Origin of the sequence: Sphingobium sp. SA2 (assembly GCF_032227065.1) — a bacterium.
Lineage (GTDB): Bacteria > Pseudomonadota > Alphaproteobacteria > Sphingomonadales > Sphingomonadaceae > Sphingobium.
In genome coordinates, this window is the sequence record NZ_JAPMXX010000006.1 from 2,185,029 (window position 1) to 2,205,037 (window position 20,009).

Below are 20,009 nucleotides of genomic sequence, written 5' to 3' on the forward strand. Positions count from 1 at the left end.
GGCGACGGCCCGACAAGAACAGTTTTCCCGGCTGATCTTCCCCTTCATTTTCCTCCGGGGCCGCTGGGGAGCGGAATGGCAGACGAAATTGAATGGATCACGCCAGCCGCAGCCGAGGCGCTGGTAGCTAAATGTCAGGTGAGGGGCGTTCACGCTGCCCGGTCCCTACTATCCGGTTGGATTGGGCAAAATCGCATCAGGGTTATTGCGCTTGAAGTCATCCGATTTAAGGACAAGCCCTATGAAGCGCCTGTTCGGCAGCCATCGCCAGTCTCGTCTCCATCGCCATCATTCGATCAGACCAGGAAGGGCGCAAGCACCGAAGAAGTGGCGGAGGGGTCGCCATTTCTCGGCTTGCAAAGCCTAGGTGCCCCGCTGAATGTCTGGGATTTTCCTATGATTGAAGAACGCTTGGAAAACTATCCATTGACCCAAGACGATTGGCGAGCAGCGATTGATGGGCACGGAATGTTTGAAACTATTTGGCAGGTAAGTGAACTTACCCACGGGCTCACTTCCGAACATAATCCGCGCGCTCGTGTCGTCTATTCGGGATTGAGGTTTGCAAAAGCTGACATCGAACGGCGGATAGAAATTGCCGGTTGGATACTGCCCGCACCGATTGATCGACCCGCACCATCACAGTCGGCACCATCAAAGAACCGAGGCGGGCGTCGACCAGCTGGCGAGGGCGGCTGGCGCGATCGGGTCCAGACAGCGATGCATGAGAAATGGGAAGCTGGAGGCTGGGAGCCATCATCGGAAAACGATGTTATCCGCGCGATGCAGGATTGGATTTCCCATGAGCATGACGAAAGCCCGGCTGACGCGACGCTTCGGCCTATTGCTAAAATTCTGAAAGATAGCTTTGATCGGCGATCAAGTTGATAGCTGGTTTTTGAGTGGTTCCCGCTGGTTGCTGTTCAATAACAGGGACGGCTTGGGCGTAGTTCGTATGTCACCTGATAATGGAGGTGACATTGACCACGGATATTTTCGACACACGCGGCGCTGGAGGCTATTGCGGCCTTAGCAAACCGACGATGGAACGCTTCCGCCTGACTGGCGACGGTCCGGTCTATGTGAAGCTGGGCAAGGCTGTCCGCTATCGGAAGGCCGACCTTGATGCCTGGTAACCGACCGGTTGAGGCCGCCTGCCTTGCTGTGATGTGAGCGCGTAAGAGACGTCCATAAGGACGTCGTTATGGACGTCCTGAGCCAAAGCGAGGGACGGCGGTGGAGATATTGGGCCGGGAACGGCGTCGTCGGTGGAGCAACGCGGAGAAGCTCGAGATCGTCGCCGCTGTGGGAATGAACGGAGAGACGTTGGCGCGCGTCGCGCGGCGCTACGATGTGTCGCGAAGCCAGATCTATCAATGGCGCCATCTGTTCAGGAAGCGAGGGTTGCTGCCTGCGGCGGACGGGCCGACCTTTTTGCCGGTTGATATCGGGGCGCCCATGCTGAGCGCGGAGCCCGTGCTCGATGACCGGGTGGTGGTCTCGCCCTTGATCGTCGAGCTGTGTCTGGCGCAAGGACGGCGGCTGCGCTTCGATGCCGGCATCGAGGCTACTGCCTTGACCCAGCTTATCCGGTCGGTGGAAGCTGCATGATCGGACCGGGCACCGGCGTAAGGGTCTATCTCGCCTGCGGCGTCACTGACATGCGCAAAGGGATTTCGGGTCTTGCAATGCTGGCCCAGACCGTGCTGCGACAGAAGCCGGCCAGTGGTGCCGTATTCGCCTTTCGGGGACGGCGCGGCGACAGGCTGAAGCTGCTTTACTGGGATGGTCAGGGATTTTGCCTCTATTACAAGATCCTGGAGCGCGGCCGTTTTCCCTGGCCCTCTGCGGCTGACGGGGCGGCGCGACTGACATCGGCCCAACTCGCGATGCTGTGGGAAGGGATCGACTGGAGGCGTCCGAACTGGGGTGCGCCGCCTACACGCGCGGGGTAACTTTTCTTCTGCAAAAGCGGCTGTTCTGCTAGGCTTTGCGGCCGATTTCCTGTATAAAAAGCCATGCTCAACGCGGCATCCGATCTTCCCGAAGACCCGGCCCTTCTCAAGGCGCTGATCGCCCAGTTGCAGGCCCAGAACAAGAAGCTGACGACGACGCTGCGCGCCCATGACCTGGTCGTCCAGGCACTGCGTTTGCAGATCGCCAGGCTCAGGAAGCAGGCTTTCGGCAAATCCTCCGAGAAGATCGAACGCGAGATCGAGCAACTCGAGTTCGCTCTCGAAGACGTGCTTGTTTCGGTCGCGCAACAGGGCCTCGTGACAAGTGGCCTGGACGATTCCGAGGCGCAAGCGGCGGTCGCGTCTGCCGAGACCACCCCTGGGCCGCGTCCATCTCGGCGCCCACGCGTCTCGGCGGATACGCCGCGCCAACGCCACGAACTTGACCCCGGCAGCACCTGTCCGGAGTGCGGCGGCGAGCTGCGTCTCGTCGGCGAAGACGTGAGCGAGATCCTCGAGATGATCACGGCAAAGCTCCAGGTCATCGAAGTCGTCCGCCCGAAGAAGTCCTGCCGTTGCTGCGAGAAGATGGTCCAGGTGCCAGCCCCGAGCCGACCGATCCCCGGTAGCATGGCCGGAGGAAGTCTCCTGGCTTACGTGCTGATCTCGAAGTTTGACGACCATTTGCCGCTGTACCGGCAGAACGAGATCATCGCGCGCATGGGTGCCGACATCCCACGCAGCACGCTGGCCGATTGGTGTGGTCGCTCGATGCGGATCCTGCAGCCGGTGATCGACCGGATCGAGGCCTCGGTCCTGGGCAGCGACATCCTGCACGCCGACGATACACCGATCCGCGTGCTGGCTCCGGAACGACGCGCCAAGGGTATCGGCAAGGGTGTGATGCAAGGCCGGATCTGGGGCTATGTCTGTGATCAGCGGCCTTGGGCCGGCACCGCGCCGCCTGGCGTCCTCTACCGCTATGCGCCCAACTGGAAAGCCGAGCACGTGCTGGCGCACTTGGGCAGCGCAAGCGGTATTCTTCAAGCCGACGCCTACAAAGGCTATGCTAAGCTCTACGAACCCGTCGCGGATGGTGAGCCTCGCTTCCGGGAAGCGGCCTGCTTTGCGCATTGGCGACGCGATTTTCATGACATCTGGACGTCGCAAAAATCCGAGATCGCACACGAGGCGCTCGAGCGTATCGGGCAACTCTACGACATTGAGCGCAAGATCGCGGGCAAGCCTGCCGATATCCGCCAGGCAATACGCCAGGAGTTGAGCCGACCCAAGCTTGAGGCTCTGCATAGCTGGGCCGAGAAGCAACTCACCCGTATCTCGACCAAGGGAGACCTGGCGAAGGCCTTTCGCTACGCCCTGGGGCGCTGGCACGCCTTCAGCCTCTTTATCGACGATGGACGCGTCGCCATCGACAACAACGCTGCCGAGCGGGCTGTCCGGCCCATATGCCTGGGCAAGAAGAACTGGTTATTCGCCGGCTCCGAAACAGGCGCCGAAACCCTCGCCCGCGCCATGACGCTGATCGAAAGCGCCAAAATGAACGGTCTCGATCCACAAGCATACATCACCGACTTGCTCAATCGCATCCACGATCACAAGATCAACAGGATCGACGAGCTGTTACCCTGGAACTGGGTGCCGCTCACCATCCCGCTAGCACTGGCCGCCTGATGGCCGCCGTCACTTCCTTGCTCACCCTCGACTATGTCGCCAAGATACTCGACGAGAACGTGGAGTTGCTGGAAGCCATCGTTTCAAACGACGACAACCTCACCTACGGCGCCATCGTCAGCGTCCACACCGGTCTGGACGAGTCCATCACCGCGCTGACGGATCACGGCGTGGAAGAACTGACGGACATGCTTAGCCAAGCACGTCTCACGACCAAGGCCTGGCACCAATTCCTCGATGACTTTATCGACGATCCCGAGCTCGCCGCGCGCTTCAAGGCCCATAAGCCGCGGTAACAATCGGACGGTTACGATGCCTGGATGGAAAGCCGCGTCACGCGCTCGACTAGCGAGGCGGCGTAATGGCGCGGCAGATACGAAAAAGCCCCGGATTGCAGTCCGGGGCCGGGAATGTTGAAACTGGCGGCGTCATCAATTCCTTCCATGTGGATAGGCTGATCGGTCATCGGGCGCAATTCCTGATCGCAGCCTATTCGGTTCGTCCCGAACTGGCGGCGATGATTGCGGCTCTCGCCTTTGGGGAGAGGTTCCATGGCTAACCGCTATCCCTACACGCCCGGACATCGCGGCGTGGACACGTCGATCGCTGCTGGGAATGACCTGGCACCCCGCCGCCCGACGCTCCAGCATCGCGTCATTCAGGTGATCGCAATAGCCGGAGCAGCTGGAGCGACCGGAAGCGAGATTGCCGATGCACTAGGCTGGATCGTCTATCGGGTCCGCCCGCGCACTGCGGAATTGCGTGCGTCAGGTGCCATTGCAGACAGTGGGCGGCGTCGGACCAACCAAGCCGGTATGAGCGAAATCGTCTGGTGCCTGCCTCAACATCTGGATGCGGGGATATGATCGACATCGCTACAATTCGCACCGCCAATCCCTTGCCATCCATCGCCGCTGCTGTCGTGCCATTGAAGCGTGTCGGCAACGAGTGGATGGGCTGCTGTCCCTTCCATGCCGATCGGTCACCATCATTCTGTATCTTCGCAGGGGGTGATCGTTTCTATTGCTTCGGGTGCAGCGCGTCGGGCGATGTGCTGGACTTTATGCAACGAGTGCATGGCGTTGGACTAATGGAAGCGGCCAAGATGCTGGCAGGCGGGGCGGTGCCGCTGATCCAGGCGAAGCCGCATTATCGTCCCACGCCAGCACTCCTTCCATCAGAGCGCATTTCCGAGGTGCGAGCAATCTGGCGGCTGGGCATCCCGGTTTCACGGACATTGGCAGAAATCTACCTCGCCAGCCGTGGCCTGAACCTGACAAAACCTGACATCCTTCGTTTTGCATATTTGCCGTGTGGGGGGGTGAAGCGGCCTGCAATGATTGCGCCGGTCCTTTCCTGCGCCGATGACCTCATCGGCGTCCAGCGCACGTTCCTGGCTCCAGATGGCCGGGGCAAGGCGGCGATCCCCAAGCCGAAACTGTCGCTTGGCAGGATCGCGGGCGGCGCGATTCGCTGTGCCCAGCGGGATGATGCTCTTATTGTGACGGAGGGACTGGAAGATGCCCTGTCCGCTATGCAGATATTCGGGATGCCCGCATGGGCGGCGGCTGGTGGGGGCATGATGGCAAAGATGGTCCTTCCCGATCACATCCGCAGCGTCGTCATCGGCGCTGACAATGATGAGGCTGGCAACCGGGCGGCAATGAAGGCCGCGGAAGTGTTCAGCCATCAGGGCAGGCAGGTGCGCATCGTTCGCCCGGCTGATCGCTTCAAGGACTTCAATGCTGAACTGATGGAGACGCGCAATGGCTGATCTTCACGCCGCCGCGCGGCTGTCCGATGCCAAGGTGGTGGACATCTGGCCTGATCCAGAACCATTGCCCAGCGCCTTGCAACCCGTTGCACCGTTCGACGGCTCATTACTGCCAGATGCTTTCCAGCCGTGGGTGATGGATATTGCCGACCGGATGCAGTGCCCGCCTGACATGGTTGCTGTCACGGTCATGGTAGCGGCTGGATCAGTGATTGGTCGCAAGGTCGGCATCCGACCGCAGGAGCGCACGGAATGGACGGAATGGCCGAATATCTGGGGTTGCGTCATCGGGCGTCCGGGCGCGCTGAAAAGCCCGGCGATGGGTGAAGCGTTGAAGCCGCTCAACAGGCTCCAGACGGAAGCCCGAACGCGCTTTGAGGTCGAGTCGGAACAATGGCAAGCTGGTGATGCAGAGCGCGACATGCGGGCCGATGCGCGCAAGGGCGAGATGAAGCGTCGCTTGAAGGGCAACCCTAACGCTGACCTGTCTGATCTGGCGACAGGGGAATTATCCGGCCCGACGCTGCGGCGCTATTTTGTGAATGATGCTACCTACCAGTCCCTTGGTGATCTTCTGATTGAAAACCCCAACGGCCTGTTGGTGCATCGCGATGAAATGTTGTCGCTGGTGCGCGCGCTGGACCGGGAAGAAAATTGTGAAGCGCGTGGCTTCTATCTGACCGGCTGGAATGGCGCGGACAGCTACACGTTCGATCGCATCGGGCGGGGCAAGAACCTGCATATTCCCAGCCTGACCCTTTCGCTGATTGGCTCGACCCAGCCGGGAAAGATCAGAGATTATGTGGTGCAGGCCGTGACGGGCGGCTCCGGCGATGACGGTTTGCTTCAGCGGTTCCAGATGATGGTATGGCCCGACATGGCCGGGCAGTGGAAGGAGGCCGATCGCTACCCTGATCGTGAAGGGAGGGATCGCTCCTATGCCGCTTTTCGCCATCTGGATATGCTGACGCCGGGCGCTTGTGGGGCAGAGGTGGATCAGTTTGACAGTGATAAGCCGTTCCTGCGGCTGGCCGTTGATGGACTGGAGGTGTTCCGGGATTGGCGCACACGGCTGGAACTGCGTCTGCGATCCGGCGAACTGCATCCCGCATTGGAGTCGCATCTATCGAAATATCGGAAGCTGGTGCCAGCCGTCGCCCTTATCGACCATCTGGCGGCTGGTAATATCGGCGCAATCGGCGGCGCGTCAGTCCTGCGCGCCATCGCGTGGGCCGAGTATCTGGAGAGCCATGCCAGCCGGATTTATGGCGCGGCGCTCAATGCGGCTTCCGATAATGCGCGGCGGATCATGCGGGAGGTCAATCGGGGCGCGCTGCCGCTGGCCCTCACGGCGCGCGACATCATGCGGCGAAACTGGGCAGGTCTATCCGACAAGGCAAGCGTCATGGCCGCGCTGGAGATGCTGGAGGATCACCATCAGGTCCGCCGTGATGATCTGCCAGCCGGGCCAAAAGGCGGCAGGCCATCGGTGCAGTGGGTGGTCAATCCGAAAGCCGCCAAGGGGGTTTTGTCGGTTTTGTCAGTTAGCAGGTAAGGGCTTTTAAGAAAATGACAAAGGCTAACAACATGTCGGAAGCGCTGGATGCCGATCTGGAACCGGGTATCCTCAAATCCACCATTCAAGCGTCCAAACGGATGGAGGCGAGACGCACGCGGGTGTGCGTGAAGGTCGAGATTAACGACAGAATTGGCTTTACCACGAAGCCAGCCGATGGCTTTCATCCTAAAATGATGCCCGTGCAGGTGGGGGATGCGTTCGGCACGACATCCCAAGCCTTTGTCGATCAGATGATGGGCAATCTGGCGACTTATTTCCACATTTCTGATGAGCGCCGGGCAACGCGCGACATCAATGCTGCCCTTGCAGTGCTGGACGGGATGAAGCCGGACAACGAAGTGGAAGCCATGCTGCTAACCCAGATGGTGGCGACGAATGACGCGGCGATGCGCTGCCTTGCTACGATCGGTGATGGGTTGAACGCAGAGATGTGGGCCAATCTGGCGACGAAGTTGATGCGGACATTTACAGCCCAGACCGAAGCCCTCGCCAAGCTGCGCCGGAAGGGTGAGCAGACCGTCAAGGTGGTGCATGTCTATCCGGGCGGGCAGGCTGTCGTCGGTGACGTGCATCATCACCGGCAGGGGGAGGGGGTATCATCCAAAAGAGAGGATCAATCGTATGGAGCCGAAGAACCTGGCACAAGCACGGCGCTGCCTAGCCCGGACCCGTTCGGGAACGGCGTGCCAATCCCCAGCCGTAAAGGGAAAGAAGCGGTGCCGAATACACGGCGGGAACAATCCCGGCGCGCCAATGGGAAATCAGAACGCTCTTAAACATGGTCGGTATTCCGGGGATGCGCTTGCCATGCGGAGGCGCTTGGCTGCGCTTCGCCGTTCCTTCAAGGATTTGACGGCTGGAGTATGATTGCAAAGACGAGAGGGAGTATCAGGGCCTGATCTGGCTTAGCACCTCATCAAGTCGATAACCTTCTCTGACATAAATGAGTCTCCAGCCATTGCGGCGGCATTTGTTCAGCTTCCGTGCGTCGCGCTCTATCGTCCGGGCGAAGGCATCTTGCCCGCCAAAGAAAGCAATCGGCTGATCGTGCTGCGCCCCCTGATACTCAATCGCCACCGACCATGCCGGTATCGCTATATCGAGATGCTGGCGACCCAGCCAATCAGGTCGATAATGCTGAAGTACCTCAACATCCGGCAGCGCCATTTTTACTTCGTAGAGCAGTCTGGTTTCAGAAATCCAACCCTCTCCAATGCGAGGAAGATCACATTCCTCTCGCCAAGTGTTTTCGGCATCCCGGATCAATGTCAGGCAGTCGGCTTCTGCGCGCTTTGAATAACTGAAATGCAGTCCACTCGGCGGCTTGGTGACGAGATAGCTGGGGTGCCCGTTAAACAGTGAGTATCCAGCCTGATGCTGGTGTGCGTCTGCTGCCCAGTCTGAAATGCGGAGTTGCTGGCCGCGCTCGACACGCTGGTCGAGTTGTATCTGTATGTAGCGTTCTATCGGTTCAAGATTGGCTTTTCCGAAAGCTGTCACCTTGGGTCCAAACAATGCCGTCACCTCTCGCGCCGTGGGCGGTTGGCCCAGCGTCAATTTCAGGTCCAGCATATTGCTGGCGCGTAAGCTGGATCGCCCTCCCAACGAAGGTAATGGCATAAGCGCCAAACCACGATCGAGATCGCCAGCACCTACGGCGGCATCGCTTGCCCAAATGGCGAAGTAGAATGTGGATCGGCGTGCAAAAAGGACCCCGTTAGCGGGGTGATCGGCGTCTAAAAGGGACCCCTCATTTCGATGGTTTAAGCAGCCGACTGGATTTTCAGGCGGCGAGATCGGGATGTTGGTTTTGGAGACAGTTTTACGGATCCGGCGCGAGTATGCCGGAGGCAAGGCGATCAAGGCGATCGCACGGGATCTGCATGTGTCGCGGAAGGTCATCCGCAAAGCGGTCCGAGCGCCGGAGGGCGCCTTTGATTATCAGCGCAAGGTTCAGCCGCTGCCCAGGATCGGTCCGTTTCAGGAGCGCCTGAACACGCTGCTGGAAGAGAACGAGCTGCGCGGCAGGCGTGACCGGCTGCGGATGACGCGGATCCATGACCTGCTGGTGCGCGAAGGCTTTGAGGGTTCTTACGATGCGGTGCGGCGCTATACGACGCGCTGGAAGATCGAGCGGCGCAAAGATGCCGGCGATGGTGTCACGGCCTTCATCCCGCTGATGTTCAGGCCAGGCGAGGCCTACCAGTTCGACTGGAGCCATGAAGATGTTGAGATCGCCGGGGCACCGATGCGGGTGAAGGTCGCGCATATGCGACTGTGTGCCTCACGCGCGGTCTATGTCCGGGCTTATCCTCGTGAGAGCCAGGAGATGCTGTTCGACGCGCATGCGCGCGGCTTTGCTTTCTTCGGCGGCGTGCCAGGGCGCGGCATCTACGATAATATGAAGACGGCTGTGACGAGCGTGTTCACCGGCAAGGAACGCGTCTTCAACCGGCGGTTCCTGATCATGACCGACCATTATATGGTCGAGCCCACGGCCTGCTCGCCTGCGGCGGGATGGGAGAAGGGTCAGGTCGAGAACCAGGTGCAGACGATCCGGGGTCGCTTCTTCCAGCCCCGGTTGCGGTTCGCCAGTCTCGAAGAGCTCAATGGCTGGCTGGAGGCCGAGTGTCGGCGCTGGGCGGAACGGCAGCCCCATCCCGAACAGGGAGAGCTGACCGTGGCGCAGATGCTGGAGATCGAACGATCTGCGCTGCAGCCGATGCTGGGACCGTTCGACGGCTTCAATGAGAGCGAGCATGCTGTGACCGGCACCTGCCTGATCAGCTTCGACCGCAATCGCTACTCGGTGCTATCGACGGTGGCACGACGCACGGTGCAGGTCCGCGCCTATGCCGATCGCATCGTCGTTCGCTGCGGCGAAGAGGTTGTCGCTGAACATCCTCGCTACTTTGGGCGCAACCGCACGATCTATGACCCCTGGCATTATCTGCCAGTGCTGGCCCGCAAGCCTGGCGCGCTGCGGAACGGTGCCCCCTTCCAGGACTGGGATCTGCCACCGGCGCTTGCCCGCCTGCGCCGCAAGCTGGGTAATGGCGACGATGCCGATCGCCGGTTCGTCCGTGTACTGTCGGCCGTACTGACCGATGGCCTGGAGCCTGTCGAAGCCGCTGTGCATGAGGCACTGGCGACGGGCACGGCAAGCGACGACCTGATCCTCAACATCCTGGCACGACGCCGGGAACCGCCGCGTCCGCTGACGATCATCACCTCCGAGGATAGCGCTCTGCGCCATCCCCCGATCGCCGACTGTGCCCGTTACGACCAGCTGAGGACCTTCGATGCAGCGGCATGATATGATCGAGGCCATGCGCGGGCTTGGACTCAAGGGCATGGCGGGCGCGTTCGACGATGCCGTCATCACCGGCCTTCAGCGCCAGCGCACCACCATGGAGATACTGACCGATCTCCTGCGAGCGGAGGCGACGCATCGTCATGCCGCGTCGATCCGATACCGGATGGCCGCTGCCAGGCTGCCAGTCGTAAAGGACATCGATGCCTTCCGGTTCGAGGGTACCCCGATCAACGAGGGGCTTGTGCGTTCATTGCACAGCGGCGCGTTCCTGCCCGCACGGCGCAATATCGTCCTGGTCGGCGGCACAGGCACAGGAAAGACCCATCTGGCCATCGCCATCACCGCCAATGTAGTGCGCTCCGGCGCCCGAGGCCGCTACTTCAACACGGTCGATCTGGTGACCCGCCTCGAAGAGGAGGCCAGGATCGGCAAGAGTGGCGCTCTCGCCGCCCAGCTATCCCGCCTCGATCTGATCGTGCTCGATGAACTGGGCTATCTGCCGTTCGCCCGATCAGGCGGCCAGCTGCTGTTCCACCTGATCAGCAAACTCTATGAGCAGACCAGCGTCATCATCACCACCAACCTCGCCTTTGGCGAGTGGCCCACCGTGTTCGGCGATCCCAAGATGACCACCGCGCTCCTCGACCGCGTCACCCATCATTGCGACATCGTCGAGACCGGCAATGACAGCTGGCGCTTCAAAAACCGCAGCTGATCCCCCCCAGCACCGATCAATTAGAAGATGTTTTGCGCTGCGCGCGCCTCCGGTCGGGCTACGCCCTCCCTACGCCGCGCGCAGCGCAAGGAAGCCCGTCACATCAACGCTCCGCCATCCTGACAGGGGGTCCCTTTTGCGCGCCGATAAGGGGTCCCGTTTGCACGCCGATTGACAAAGTAGAAGGATATTTCTTGCGATACATCAGACGCCAGCTTTTCCAGCGCGAGAGATGCTTGATGCCATGATGCGCGGTCATCATTTCGCGCGATCCGAGGTGTATCCCAAAACTCTATGGCCGAACGATTACAGGGCAAGCGACCTATCAGTTCAGTGGCGTGAGCAAATGCGGCTTCTCGATGCATGATGTTTACCCCTCCATATGCTCGATAGCGTGGAGAGGTCGGGCGCTAAATGGCGAAAGCAAACCGCGTGATTGCTATCTGATTGCTGGAGGCGAAAGTCCAATATTGAGCGCATGGTTTGTGGCGCTAAGTCATTGAATTTATGGTGGACGCACTTGGGCTCGAACCAAGGACCCGCTGATTAAGAGTCCCCAAATGTGAGAATATTGTGCAGTAAATTCAAGCGCTTGATTGCATCCGTTCGGTAGCCGCTGCACAATATTCCACTGCATTTATCGTTACACAACAGGGGCCGATAGCTCAAATTTGGACACAAGCTATTGGCTTTAGCCCAATCCGTGTAACGCAGTACAGCTTCAGGCGGCCTTCCCGAAGCAAAGCCGTGCTCCAGCTGTGTGTGGGGGAGCACAAAAGAGACCAGTGGACGTGCTCGACATCCTTTAATTCAATAAGTTCGCAGCCGTGCTATGAGGACCGCTCTCCAATCTTATTTGCTCGGGCATTTGACGCCCGAACCTGGTGCATCTTTTATGCCCATTTGACTACAACAAACCACAGTCTTTCCGCTGCCATGGCTATGACCTCCATCTGGCCCGAGCCGACCGCGATTTCCGCGGCGGGCGGCACAACATCATCCTGCGATCCATGGATCAGCAGGATCGGCGGCTTGTACCATGTCTCAGACCGCAAGTCCGCCGTGCCGGCGAGTATGTCCGAATAGCTCACGATCGCGGCTACCTGGCCCGGACGTCGAAGGCCCACATGCAGCGCCAACATCGTTCCCTGGCTAAACCCTGTAAGGGCCAGATCAGCCTCGGACAGGCCATATCGGTAAAGCTTTCGATCGATGAATACGTCGATAGCGGGCGCTGCCGATGCTGCACCGGTCGCGAGCGCAGCAGGCGAAAGTCCACCGAGCGGCCACCATTCGCCAGGCCCATGCATTGGGCCGCGCTGTGGCGCATGCGGCGAAAGGAACAATGTCTCCTGCATTGCCTGCTAGGCTGGCGCCAGCGCGATCCTGTCTGCGCCGCTTGACCCAAATCCGTGAAGCAGAAGCACGATCCGCTTGGGCCGCTCCACCGAAAATGGCTGCAGGGGCCGGGCCTCCCCCTGGTGTTCAACCTCGTGTTGGGTCGATCAGAAACTTCTCGCCTGTTGCCTTTCGTTCATAAGCGCGCAGCACGTCCGGTTCGAGCGCTTCGGCCAGGCCTATGATGCGGGTATAGTGGCTGGAGAATGTTGTCGTCAGTTCATCCACCACGCGCTGGCGCATGTTTTGAACGACCTGCGGATCAGTCTTCTGCAGGAACGGAAAGAGCAGCCAGCCCGATGCACTCCACTGGAAACCGAACGCCAGCCGGTTGAGCGTGGTCGGTGACGGATCGAGCGCCCCATAGATGTAGAGCTGTTTGAATTCGGTGGAGCCGTAGCGGTTATAGTCCGCCATGCGCCCAACCGCGGCGCGTTCCATGGCCTGCATGATCTCGCTGCCAATCGTGCCGCCGCCGATCGCGTCGAAAGCAATGGTCGCGCCCGTCTCCTCGACCGCTTTTGTCAGGCTGGCGGTGAAGGCCGCATCCTTGCTGTTGACCAGATGGGTGGCGCCAACGCCGCGTAATATCTCGGCCTGTTCCTGCGACCGGACGATGTTCACGAGAGGGATGCCATCGGCCAAGCAAATCTTCTGGAGCATCTGCCCAAGGTTGGAGGCTGCTGCGGTGTGTACGATCGCTTTGTGGCCTTCCTGCCGCGCCGTCTCGACAAAGCCAAGCGCGGTCAGCGGGTTCACGAACATGGAGGCGCCTTGCGCAGCCGTCGCGCCATCAGGCAGGGGAATTACGTCTCGCGCTCTGATGCGCCGATAATCGGCGTACATGCCGCCTCCGATCATCCCTACGCGCTTGCCGTTCAGGTGAGCGGCGTCCTTGCCTGCGGCCAGGACCAGGCCGGCCCCCTCATTGCCGACGGGCATAGACTGACCTAGCCTGCCGACGACGCTTTGCAATCGGTTCGTTGGCACCCGGAAAGTCAGTCCATGCTCGTCGCGAGATGCCAGCGTCGACAGATCCGCCGGCCCTAGAAGCAGGCCGAGATCGCTCGGATTTATGGGCGCTGCCTCGATACTGACGACTATCTCGTCGTCCGCCGGATCTTCCACTCGGACCCGCTCCAGTGACAGTGAGAGTCTGCCATCGTCGTCGATCTTCGATCTTAGCTCGCGTCCGGTGAAACCCATGATCATCTCCGCTCATTCGGCATAGCTGCAACATGGGGTGCAATAGGCCCAGCGCAAGGAAGATGGCGTACCGTGAATCAATGTCGGTCAGTCCATCATTTGGGCAGTTGGCGACCAATGTGGGTCCTTCCCCACCGCGGACATGAATGTCCACTCCTACCAGAAGCTCCCGATTGGCCGTCTTGAAACGAACGTGCGGCAAGCGCTCTAACCCGTCATTTCGCCGATTGCATACGGTGAACAAAAGCGGGCGTTGCTAACAGAGGGTCGCAGGCATAGTTTATCGCCGAGCGCAGATGGAACATGGCACTCACACAGTCCGACGCGGACATCAGGAGTTGCAGCCTTGTGCATCATCGCCACTCTTGGCAAAGCAGGGCGGCCCCAAGGTTTGCAAGAAGAGACAGAGTGAAAAAAGCGAGCGTTACGTCGCATGCACATAGCGTTGCGAGCAGATGGGCGGTCGTGGGGCTAGTTGTTGGTGTCGCCTTTTTTGTGATTAGTGCAGCCGTGGCGTATCTGAACATCGAGAATGTGCGCGCCAGCGAGCGTGAAATCCGGCGCACGCACGGCGTTCTCACCACGCTCGACGATGTGCTGTCTGCCATGCTCGATGCCGAGACCGGGCAGCGCGGATATCTGCTGACGGGGCGGGACGTCTATCTTGAACCTTATGCCGAGGGGATCGCGCGTGCCGATGACGAATTGCGCAAGCTCGATGGCCTGACACACGCCAATCCCGTTCAGAAGGAAACCTTCGCCGCGCTGGAAAACAGGGTCATGGCCAGAATGCGGATCATGACCGATGTTATCAAGTTGCGTCGAGTCGGCGGTGTCGAGGCTGCAATAGACGCGTTGAACACTGATCGCGGCAAGAATGTCATGGACGATATTCGCGAAGAGATCGCGCGCATGACGCGTGAAGAACAGCGGATTCGCCAAACCCGGCTCGTCGCAATGGCAGCCGCCTCGCAGGCGGCGATTGTCAGTTCCGTCATTGCCAGCCTCAGCGGCATTGGGCTGACGATCGCCATTTTCATCCTGTTCATGCGCAACACGCGCAGTCGCGAACGCAAACAGTGGCTTCAGGCAGCACAGGCCGATCTCGCCAAGGCGATGATGGGCGACAAGACCATCTTGGAGCTCGCCGCAGCCATCCTGTCCCTCCTGCACGAGCGGACCGGCAGTCCAGCGGGCGCTCTGTTCAAGGGGGAAGGCGGCAGCTTCCGGCGCGTCGGCATGCTGGGCGTGCCCGGCGATGCCGAAATCCCTGACCAATTTGCGCTCAACGAGGGGCTGATGGGGCAGGTTGCGGTCGATGGTCGCATCATGGTCCTGAACGATGTCCCTCCGGGCTATCTCACGATCGGCTCGTCGCTGGGGCGCTCCGCACCGCGGCATCTGGTCATCGCGCCGGCAAAGTCCGACGATACGGTCAATGCAGTGATCGAGCTCGGCTTTTTTGAACCCGTTGATCCCTTGGTGCTCGAACTGCTCGATGAGGCGTCCGGCGCCATCGGCATTGCGCTGCGCTCAGCCCGGTTTCGCGAACGCCTGCAGGATGCGCTCGAGGAAACCCAGCATCAGGCCAGCGAGTTGCAGGCGCAGTCCGAAGAACTTCGGGTTTCGAACGAGGAGCTCGAAGAGCAGGGGGCCGCACTGCGCGAATCGCAGGCGCGGTTGGAGTTGCAGCAGGTCGAACTCGAGCAGACCAACAGCCAACTGGAAGAACAGGCACAGGCGCTGGAAACTCAGCGCGACGAGCTAGAGCGGGCCAGCGCCACCTTGCAGCTCAAGGCGCGCGAACTGGAACAGGCGAGCCAGTACAAGACCGACTTCCTAGCGAACATGAGCCACGAGCTGCGCACCCCGCTTAACTCGCTGCTGATCCTGTCGAAGCTGCTCGGCGACAATGTCGATGGCAATCTGTCGCCCGAGCAGGAGCGTTTTGCACAAACGATCCAGTCGTCGGGCAACGACCTGCTCAACCTGATTAACGACATTCTCGACCTTTCCAAGATCGAGGCGGGGCATATCGAAATCCAGCCGGCGGCGGTGCCGGTGGACCGGCTGCTGAACGATCTGCAGAAGGTCTTCCAGCCCATCGCCGACGAGCGGGCTCTGACATTGGCGTTGGAGCTCTCCGACGATTGCCCGCGCACACTCCTCACCGATCGCATGCGCCTGGAACAGATTCTCAAGAACCTGATGTCAAATGCGCTCAAGTTCACCGAGCGTGGCAGCGTGTGCCTGACGGTAGCGTCGGCGGCCGACAACACCGTGACGCTGACGGTCGCGGATACGGGCATCGGCATTACCCAGGAGCAGAAGGACAGCATTTTTGACGCGTTCCGACAGGCCGACGGCTCGATCAGTCGGCGCTATGGCGGGACGGGTTTGGGCCTGTCGATTTCGCGCGAACTTGCCCGGCTACTTGGCGGCGCGATCACGGTTGAAAGCAAGGTCGGCGCGGGCAGCCGGTTCATGTTGACCATTCCTGCGACGTACGATCCGTCCAAGGTTCCCGTGCGCGAACAGGCGCGGGCCGCGTCGCAGGCAGCGGTCGCCAGCCCGCAACCGGCCAAGCGCCGTGCCGCGGCCAATCCTCGCCCTTCCGGGGTCGAGGATGATCGCAACGCACTTGATACCGCCAAGCGGCTGCTGCTGGTGATCGAGGACGATCCCACCTTTGCTTCGATCGTGTGCGATCTGTCGCACGAGCTGGGCTTTCAGTGCATCGTCGCCGGGACTGCGCATGAGGCCATCGATATCGCGCGTGACTACAAGCCCAAGGCGATCGTGCTCGATATTGGTCTGCCCGATCAGTCGGGGCTGACCGTGCTCGACCATCTCAAGCATCAGGACGAGACCCGGCACATCCCGATTCATGTGATCTCCGGCGCCGACCAGAGCCACACCGCGCTGGCGCTGGGGGCGATCGGCTATCTGGAAAAGCCGGTCCAGCGCGAACGGCTGGCCGAGGTATTGGCCGGGCTACAGCAAAAGCTCGCATCCTCGATGCGGCGGGTGCTGATCGTCGAGGACAACGAAGTCCAGCGTGATGCCGTGTCCGAACTGCTCAAGTCGCAGGATGTTGAGACCGTGGGGGTGGGCACGGTGGCCAGCTGCCTCGAACTGCTGCGGAGCGAGCCGTTCGACTGTATGGTGCTCGATCTGGCGCTGCCCGATGCGTCGGGTTTTTCCCTGTTGGAAGAGCTGAGCCAAGACAGAGAACGCGCCTATCCGCCAGTGATCATCTATACCGGGCGCGATCTGACGAGCGAGGAGGAGCAGCGTCTGCGCCGCTATTCCAGCTCCATCATCATCAAGGGCGCAAAGTCGCCCGAACGGTTGCTCGACGAAGTATCGCTGTTCCTTCATCAGGTCGTTGCTGACATGCCGCTCGAGCAGCGTCGGATGCTTGAAAAGGCGCGGCATCGCGATGCCGCGCTGGAGGGGCGGCACGTGCTGATCGTCGAAGATGACGTGAGGAACGTATATTCGCTCACCAGTGTGCTGGAACCGCGCGGCGTGATTGCCAAGATCGCGCGCAACGGCCAAGAGGCCCTTGATATGCTTGGGGCAGACGCCGACGGGACCGAAAATCGCATCGACCTTGTGCTTATGGATGTGATGATGCCCGTAATGGACGGTCTGACTGCGGTGCGCGCGATACGCAGCAACCCTAAATGGGCCAAGCTGCCGGTCATCATGCTCACCGCTAAGGCGATGCCGGATGACCAGCAGAACTGCCTCGATGCCGGTGCCAACGACTATATGGCCAAGCCCATCGACGTAGATAAGCTGCTGTCGCTGGTGCGGGTATGGATGCCGCGCTAGTGGCCGGGTCGATCGAGGACATCGAGATCCAGCTGCTGCTGGAAGCGCTGTACCAGCATTATCATTATGACTTCAGGCACTATGCCCGCGCGTCAATCAAGCGTCGGCTGGTGCAGGCGCGTGTGCAGCTGGGATATGACAGCATCTCCGAAATCCAGGCTGCGGTGCTGCGCGACGCAAATTTGCTGCCTCGGTTGCTCGATTTTCTGACGGTGCAGGTCAGCGAGATGTTCCGCGATCCGTCCTATTTCCGGGCATTGCGCGATAAGGTCATCCCGCATCTGCGGACCTATCCCTCGCTCAAGGTCTGGGTGGCAGGGTGCAGCAATGGCGAGGAACTCTACTCGCTTGCCATCCTGCTCCATGAGGAAGGGCTAGCCAGGAAGACGCTGTTCTATGCCACCGACATCAATCCGTCCGCGCTCAAAACGGCGCAGGCCGGAGTGTATTCGCTCGACCGGATCCGGCTCTTCACTGAAAACCACCAGCAGTCGGGTGGGCGCTCCTCGCTATCGGACTATTACACCGCCAATTACGGGCGTGCAGTGTTCGACAAATCGCTGTGCAGCCAGGTCGTGTTTTCCGATCACAGCCTGGTCACAGATGCGGCGTTTGGCGAGATGCACCTGATCTCCTGTCGCAACGTGCTGATCTATTTCGACCGCGAACTGCAGGACCGCGCTGTCGGGCTGTTTCGCGATTCGCTCGCGCGTCGAGGCTTTCTTGGGCTCGGGTCGAAGGAGAGCCTGCGGTTTTCCTCGCACGCTGCTGCCTTTGGCGACTTCGTGCGCGAGGAAAAAATCTACCAGCGGACCGGGCCATGACGCGGGCGATCGTCATTGGTGCATCCGCAGGCGGGGTGCAGGCGCTGTCGTTGATCCTGACCGCGCTGCCGCCGCATTTCGCCTCCCCGATCCTGATTGTCCTTCATGTACCTCAACGCAATGAAAATCGCCTGGTGGATTTGTTGCGGGCAAGGTGCCTCCTTGATGTCAAGGAAGCTGAGGATAAGGAAACGCTACGCCCAGGAACGGTCTATTTTGCGCCACCGGGCTATCATTTGCTGCTAGAGAAAAACATGTCGATTGCCTTGTCTTCCGATGAACCTGTCAATTATTCGCGCCCTGCGATCGATGTGCTTTTCGAAACGGCCGCCGATGCTCTGGGACAGGATGTGACCGCCATCATCCTCACCGGTGCCAACCATGACGGCGCCCAGGGTCTTCGTGCGATCGGTGCGGCGGGCGGAACGGTGATCGTCCAGGACCCGGCGACCGCTGAAATGCCGACGATGCCGCTGGCCGCGCTGGAGGCCTGCCCGACGGCTCGCTCGCTAAGCATCGACGAGATTGTGCACTATCTTCGGCAAGAGGCGGCGTGATGACGATGACTGACGAAACGGTCCGCATCCTGCTGGTCGATGATCTCGAGGAAAACCTGATCGCGCTCAATGCGCTCCTGCGCCGCGAGGGGCTAAGCTGCGACACTGCGCGCAGCGGTGAGGAGGCGCTCGAGCTGTTGCTGGTCAAGGACTATGCGCTGGCGTTCCTCGACGTCCAGATGCCCGGCATGGATGGCTTCGAACTGGCGGAGTTCATGCGCAACAGCGAACGCTCACGGCACATCCCGATCATCTTCGTCACCGCAGGCGCGGGCGACGGCACGCGGCGCTTCAAGGGCTATGAGGCCGGAGCGGTCGACTTCATCCAAAAGCCGATCGAGGCCGATATCCTGCGGTCCAAGGCGCGGGTGTTTCTCGAGCTCTACACCCAGCGCCGACAGCTGGCAGCACAGCGCGATGAACTCGCCGCATTGACCGAATCGCTCAAACAGGCCGACATCCAGAAGAACCGGTTTCTCGCCGTTCTAGGGCATGAGCTGCGCAACCCTATCATGGCGCTGAACGCCGGGCTGATCATGCTTGAACGAAAGAAAGGGCAACCAGTCGAGGGCGAAATCCGCACCTCTATGAGTCGCTATCTGACGCACATGACACGGCTGGTGGAGGATTTGCTCGATATCGCGCGGATCGAGCAAGGCAAGATATCGCTGCAGCGCGAGCGGGTGGACCTGAACGACATACTGGCGTTTGCGGTCGAAACATCCCGGCCGGCGATCGACGAAGCGGGCCACGCTCTGCACGTCGAGCTTTCGCCCCCGCCCGTGTGGGTGGACGCCGACCATGCCCGCATGGCGCAGATCATCGGCAATCTGGTCAGCAATGCCGCCAAATATACGCCGGCAGGGGGCGAGATCCGGGTGATTGCGCGGGTCGAGGACGGGACAGCCTGGATCGAGGTCAGCGACAATGGCATCGGCATCGCGCCCGATCAGCAGGGCCGGATTTTCGGGATTTTCGAACAGGCCGATGTCAACGGCAAGGTCAAGCAGGACGGCCTCGGGATCGGGCTCGCGCTGGTGAAGCAGCTGGTCGAGCTGCACGGCGGCACCATCCGGCTGAAACACAGCGCGCCGGGGGAAGGCAGCACGTTCGAGGTGTGCCTTCCCACGGTCGAAGTGTGACAGCGATAGGC

At 60.5% G+C, this 20,009-nt stretch carries 21 protein-coding genes and 2 pseudogenes; 18 read left to right on the top strand and 5 right to left on the bottom strand.

Annotated elements, in window-relative coordinates; translation table 11 throughout:
* Nucleotides 1–75: 75 nt before the first annotated feature.
* From OVY48_RS18340 to OVY48_RS18365, 6 genes are all read left to right on the top strand, one after another.
* Nucleotides 76–888: a hypothetical protein gene (locus OVY48_RS18340; protein WP_313923903.1), complete on the top strand. Its 813-nt coding sequence runs from the start codon at nucleotides 76–78 to the stop codon at nucleotides 886–888.
* 92 nt (nucleotides 889–980) lie between these two features.
* Nucleotides 981–1,136, top strand: a complete 156-nt coding sequence (locus tag OVY48_RS18345) for a helix-turn-helix domain-containing protein (protein WP_313923904.1) — start codon at nucleotides 981–983, stop codon at nucleotides 1,134–1,136.
* Nucleotides 1,137–1,236: 100 nt separating this feature from the next.
* Nucleotides 1,237–1,611 (top strand): IS66-like element accessory protein TnpA, encoded by a 375-nt coding sequence (gene tnpA, locus OVY48_RS18350; RefSeq protein ID WP_313921603.1) that lies wholly within the window; start codon nucleotides 1,237–1,239, stop codon nucleotides 1,609–1,611.
* Nucleotides 1,608–1,955 carry an IS66 family insertion sequence element accessory protein TnpB gene (gene tnpB / locus OVY48_RS18355; protein WP_096064158.1) on the top strand — a complete coding sequence of 116 codons (348 nt, stop codon included), beginning with the start codon at nucleotides 1,608–1,610 and terminating at the stop codon, nucleotides 1,953–1,955. The genes tnpA and tnpB overlap by 4 nt, the downstream gene beginning before the upstream one ends.
* 63 nt (nucleotides 1,956–2,018) lie before the next feature.
* Nucleotides 2,019–3,647 (top strand): IS66 family transposase, encoded by a 1,629-nt coding sequence (tnpC, locus tag OVY48_RS18360; protein WP_313921664.1) that lies wholly within the window; start codon nucleotides 2,019–2,021, stop codon nucleotides 3,645–3,647.
* A complete protein-coding gene (locus OVY48_RS18365) occupies nucleotides 3,647–3,943 on the top strand; it encodes a hypothetical protein (RefSeq protein ID WP_313921605.1) in 297 nt (98 codons plus the stop codon). Before tnpC ends, OVY48_RS18365 begins: the two co-directional genes overlap by 1 nt.
* An 11-nt stretch (nucleotides 3,944–3,954) precedes the next feature.
* Here the strand turns inward: OVY48_RS18365 and OVY48_RS18370 are convergent, their stop codons facing one another.
* Nucleotides 3,955–4,113: a hypothetical protein gene (locus OVY48_RS18370; protein WP_313923905.1), complete on the bottom strand. Its 159-nt coding sequence runs from the start codon at nucleotides 4,111–4,113 to the stop codon at nucleotides 3,955–3,957.
* Nucleotides 4,114–4,198: 85 nt separating this feature from the next.
* Between OVY48_RS18370 and OVY48_RS18375 the strand changes: the two genes are divergently transcribed.
* From OVY48_RS18375 to OVY48_RS23905, 6 genes and pseudogenes are all read left to right on the top strand, one after another.
* Nucleotides 4,199–4,513, top strand: coding sequence for a hypothetical protein (locus OVY48_RS18375; protein WP_313923906.1), 315 nt, complete (start codon nucleotides 4,199–4,201; stop codon nucleotides 4,511–4,513).
* A pseudogene (locus tag OVY48_RS18380) lies at nucleotides 4,510–4,749 on the top strand (CHC2 zinc finger domain-containing protein); the annotation flags it as partial. The gene OVY48_RS18375 and the pseudogene OVY48_RS18380, both read left to right, overlap by 4 nt.
* A 21-nt stretch (nucleotides 4,750–4,770) precedes the next feature.
* Nucleotides 4,771–5,421: a toprim domain-containing protein gene (locus OVY48_RS18385; RefSeq protein ID WP_313924841.1), complete on the top strand. Its 651-nt coding sequence runs from the start codon at nucleotides 4,771–4,773 to the stop codon at nucleotides 5,419–5,421.
* A complete protein-coding gene (locus OVY48_RS18390) occupies nucleotides 5,414–6,976 on the top strand; it encodes a YfjI family protein (protein ID WP_313923907.1) in 1,563 nt (520 codons plus the stop codon). Before OVY48_RS18385 ends, OVY48_RS18390 begins: the two co-directional genes overlap by 8 nt.
* A 32-nt stretch (nucleotides 6,977–7,008) precedes the next feature.
* Complete coding sequence (locus OVY48_RS18395) at nucleotides 7,009–7,776, top strand: hypothetical protein (protein WP_313923908.1); 768 nt, start codon at nucleotides 7,009–7,011, stop codon at nucleotides 7,774–7,776.
* A pseudogene (locus OVY48_RS23905) lies at nucleotides 7,700–7,867 on the top strand (hypothetical protein); the annotation flags it as partial. The gene OVY48_RS18395 and the pseudogene OVY48_RS23905, both read left to right, overlap by 77 nt.
* A 21-nt stretch (nucleotides 7,868–7,888) precedes the next feature.
* Here OVY48_RS23905 and OVY48_RS18400 read toward each other — a convergent pair.
* Complete coding sequence (locus OVY48_RS18400; protein ID WP_313923909.1) at nucleotides 7,889–8,572, bottom strand: hypothetical protein; 684 nt, start codon at nucleotides 8,570–8,572, stop codon at nucleotides 7,889–7,891.
* Nucleotides 8,573–8,801: 229 nt separating this feature from the next.
* Here OVY48_RS18400 and istA point away from each other — a divergent pair, with 229 nt between their 5' ends.
* Both istA and istB read left to right on the top strand, forming a co-directional pair.
* Entirely contained in the window at nucleotides 8,802–10,316 is a 1,515-nt protein-coding gene (gene istA / locus OVY48_RS18405; RefSeq protein ID WP_313921615.1) for an IS21 family transposase, read from the top strand.
* Entirely contained in the window at nucleotides 10,303–11,031 is a 729-nt protein-coding gene (gene istB / locus OVY48_RS18410) for an IS21-like element helper ATPase IstB (RefSeq protein WP_313921616.1), read from the top strand. The genes istA and istB overlap by 14 nt, the downstream gene beginning before the upstream one ends.
* A 103-nt stretch (nucleotides 11,032–11,134) precedes the next feature.
* On the opposite strand, the gene OVY48_RS18415 is transcribed toward istB, so the two are convergent.
* The 3 genes from OVY48_RS18415 to OVY48_RS18425 all read right to left on the bottom strand — a co-directional run bounded on the left by OVY48_RS18415 (nucleotide 11,135) and on the right by OVY48_RS18425 (nucleotide 13,635).
* Nucleotides 11,135–11,293 carry a hypothetical protein gene (locus OVY48_RS18415; protein WP_313923910.1) on the bottom strand — a complete coding sequence of 53 codons (159 nt, stop codon included), beginning with the start codon at nucleotides 11,291–11,293 and terminating at the stop codon, nucleotides 11,135–11,137.
* A gap of 631 nt (nucleotides 11,294–11,924) precedes the next feature.
* Nucleotides 11,925–12,389: a hypothetical protein gene (locus OVY48_RS18420; RefSeq protein ID WP_313923912.1), complete on the bottom strand. Its 465-nt coding sequence runs from the start codon at nucleotides 12,387–12,389 to the stop codon at nucleotides 11,925–11,927.
* A 127-nt stretch (nucleotides 12,390–12,516) separates the two neighbouring features.
* Nucleotides 12,517–13,635, bottom strand: a complete 1,119-nt coding sequence (locus OVY48_RS18425; RefSeq protein ID WP_313924842.1) for a zinc-binding dehydrogenase — start codon at nucleotides 13,633–13,635, stop codon at nucleotides 12,517–12,519.
* A gap of 408 nt (nucleotides 13,636–14,043) precedes the next feature.
* On the opposite strand from OVY48_RS18425, the gene OVY48_RS18430 reads away from it, so the two are divergent.
* Genes OVY48_RS18430 through OVY48_RS18445 form a run of 4 tightly spaced genes read left to right on the top strand, consistent with a single transcriptional unit; the run spans nucleotide 14,044 to nucleotide 19,998 of the window.
* Nucleotides 14,044–17,475, top strand: a complete 3,432-nt coding sequence (locus tag OVY48_RS18430) for a response regulator (RefSeq protein WP_313923913.1) — start codon at nucleotides 14,044–14,046, stop codon at nucleotides 17,473–17,475.
* On the top strand, nucleotides 17,460–18,299 hold the full coding sequence (locus OVY48_RS18435; protein ID WP_313923914.1) for a protein-glutamate O-methyltransferase CheR: 840 nt from the start codon (nucleotides 17,460–17,462) through the stop codon (nucleotides 18,297–18,299). Before OVY48_RS18430 ends, OVY48_RS18435 begins: the two co-directional genes overlap by 16 nt.
* Nucleotides 18,296–18,856, top strand: coding sequence for a chemotaxis protein CheB (locus tag OVY48_RS18440; RefSeq protein ID WP_313923916.1), 561 nt, complete (start codon nucleotides 18,296–18,298; stop codon nucleotides 18,854–18,856). The genes OVY48_RS18435 and OVY48_RS18440 overlap by 4 nt, the downstream gene beginning before the upstream one ends.
* Nucleotides 18,856–19,998 (top strand): hybrid sensor histidine kinase/response regulator, encoded by a 1,143-nt coding sequence (locus OVY48_RS18445; protein ID WP_313923917.1) that lies wholly within the window; start codon nucleotides 18,856–18,858, stop codon nucleotides 19,996–19,998. Before OVY48_RS18440 ends, OVY48_RS18445 begins: the two co-directional genes overlap by 1 nt.
* The last annotated feature ends 11 nt before the right edge of the window (nucleotides 19,999–20,009 follow it).

Coding starts and splice junctions, on each gene's coding strand:
- OVY48_RS18340 (WP_313923903.1), top strand. CDS start 76: ATGGCAGACGAAATTGAATGGATCACGCCAGCCGCAGCCGAGGCGCTG.
- tnpB (WP_096064158.1), top strand. CDS start 1,608: ATGATCGGACCGGGCACCGGCGTAAGGGTCTATCTCGCCTGCGGCGTC.
- tnpC (WP_313921664.1), top strand. CDS start 2,019: ATGCTCAACGCGGCATCCGATCTTCCCGAAGACCCGGCCCTTCTCAAG.
- OVY48_RS18365 (WP_313921605.1), top strand. CDS start 3,647: ATGGCCGCCGTCACTTCCTTGCTCACCCTCGACTATGTCGCCAAGATA.
- OVY48_RS18370 (WP_313923905.1), bottom strand. CDS start 4,113: ATGACCGATCAGCCTATCCACATGGAAGGAATTGATGACGCCGCCAGT.
- OVY48_RS18375 (WP_313923906.1), top strand. CDS start 4,199: ATGGCTAACCGCTATCCCTACACGCCCGGACATCGCGGCGTGGACACG.
- OVY48_RS18390 (WP_313923907.1), top strand. CDS start 5,414: ATGGCTGATCTTCACGCCGCCGCGCGGCTGTCCGATGCCAAGGTGGTG.
- OVY48_RS18395 (WP_313923908.1), top strand. CDS start 7,009: ATGTCGGAAGCGCTGGATGCCGATCTGGAACCGGGTATCCTCAAATCC.
- OVY48_RS18400 (WP_313923909.1), bottom strand. CDS start 8,572: ATGCTGGACCTGAAATTGACGCTGGGCCAACCGCCCACGGCGCGAGAG.
- istA (WP_313921615.1), top strand. CDS start 8,802: ATGTTGGTTTTGGAGACAGTTTTACGGATCCGGCGCGAGTATGCCGGA.
- istB (WP_313921616.1), top strand. CDS start 10,303: ATGCAGCGGCATGATATGATCGAGGCCATGCGCGGGCTTGGACTCAAG.
- OVY48_RS18415 (WP_313923910.1), bottom strand. CDS start 11,293: ATGATGACCGCGCATCATGGCATCAAGCATCTCTCGCGCTGGAAAAGC.
- OVY48_RS18420 (WP_313923912.1), bottom strand. CDS start 12,389: ATGCAGGAGACATTGTTCCTTTCGCCGCATGCGCCACAGCGCGGCCCA.
- OVY48_RS18425 (WP_313924842.1), bottom strand. CDS start 13,635: ATGGGTTTCACCGGACGCGAGCTAAGATCGAAGATCGACGACGATGGC.
- OVY48_RS18435 (WP_313923914.1), top strand. CDS start 17,460: ATGGATGCCGCGCTAGTGGCCGGGTCGATCGAGGACATCGAGATCCAG.
- OVY48_RS18440 (WP_313923916.1), top strand. CDS start 18,296: ATGACGCGGGCGATCGTCATTGGTGCATCCGCAGGCGGGGTGCAGGCG.
- OVY48_RS18445 (WP_313923917.1), top strand. CDS start 18,856: ATGACGATGACTGACGAAACGGTCCGCATCCTGCTGGTCGATGATCTC.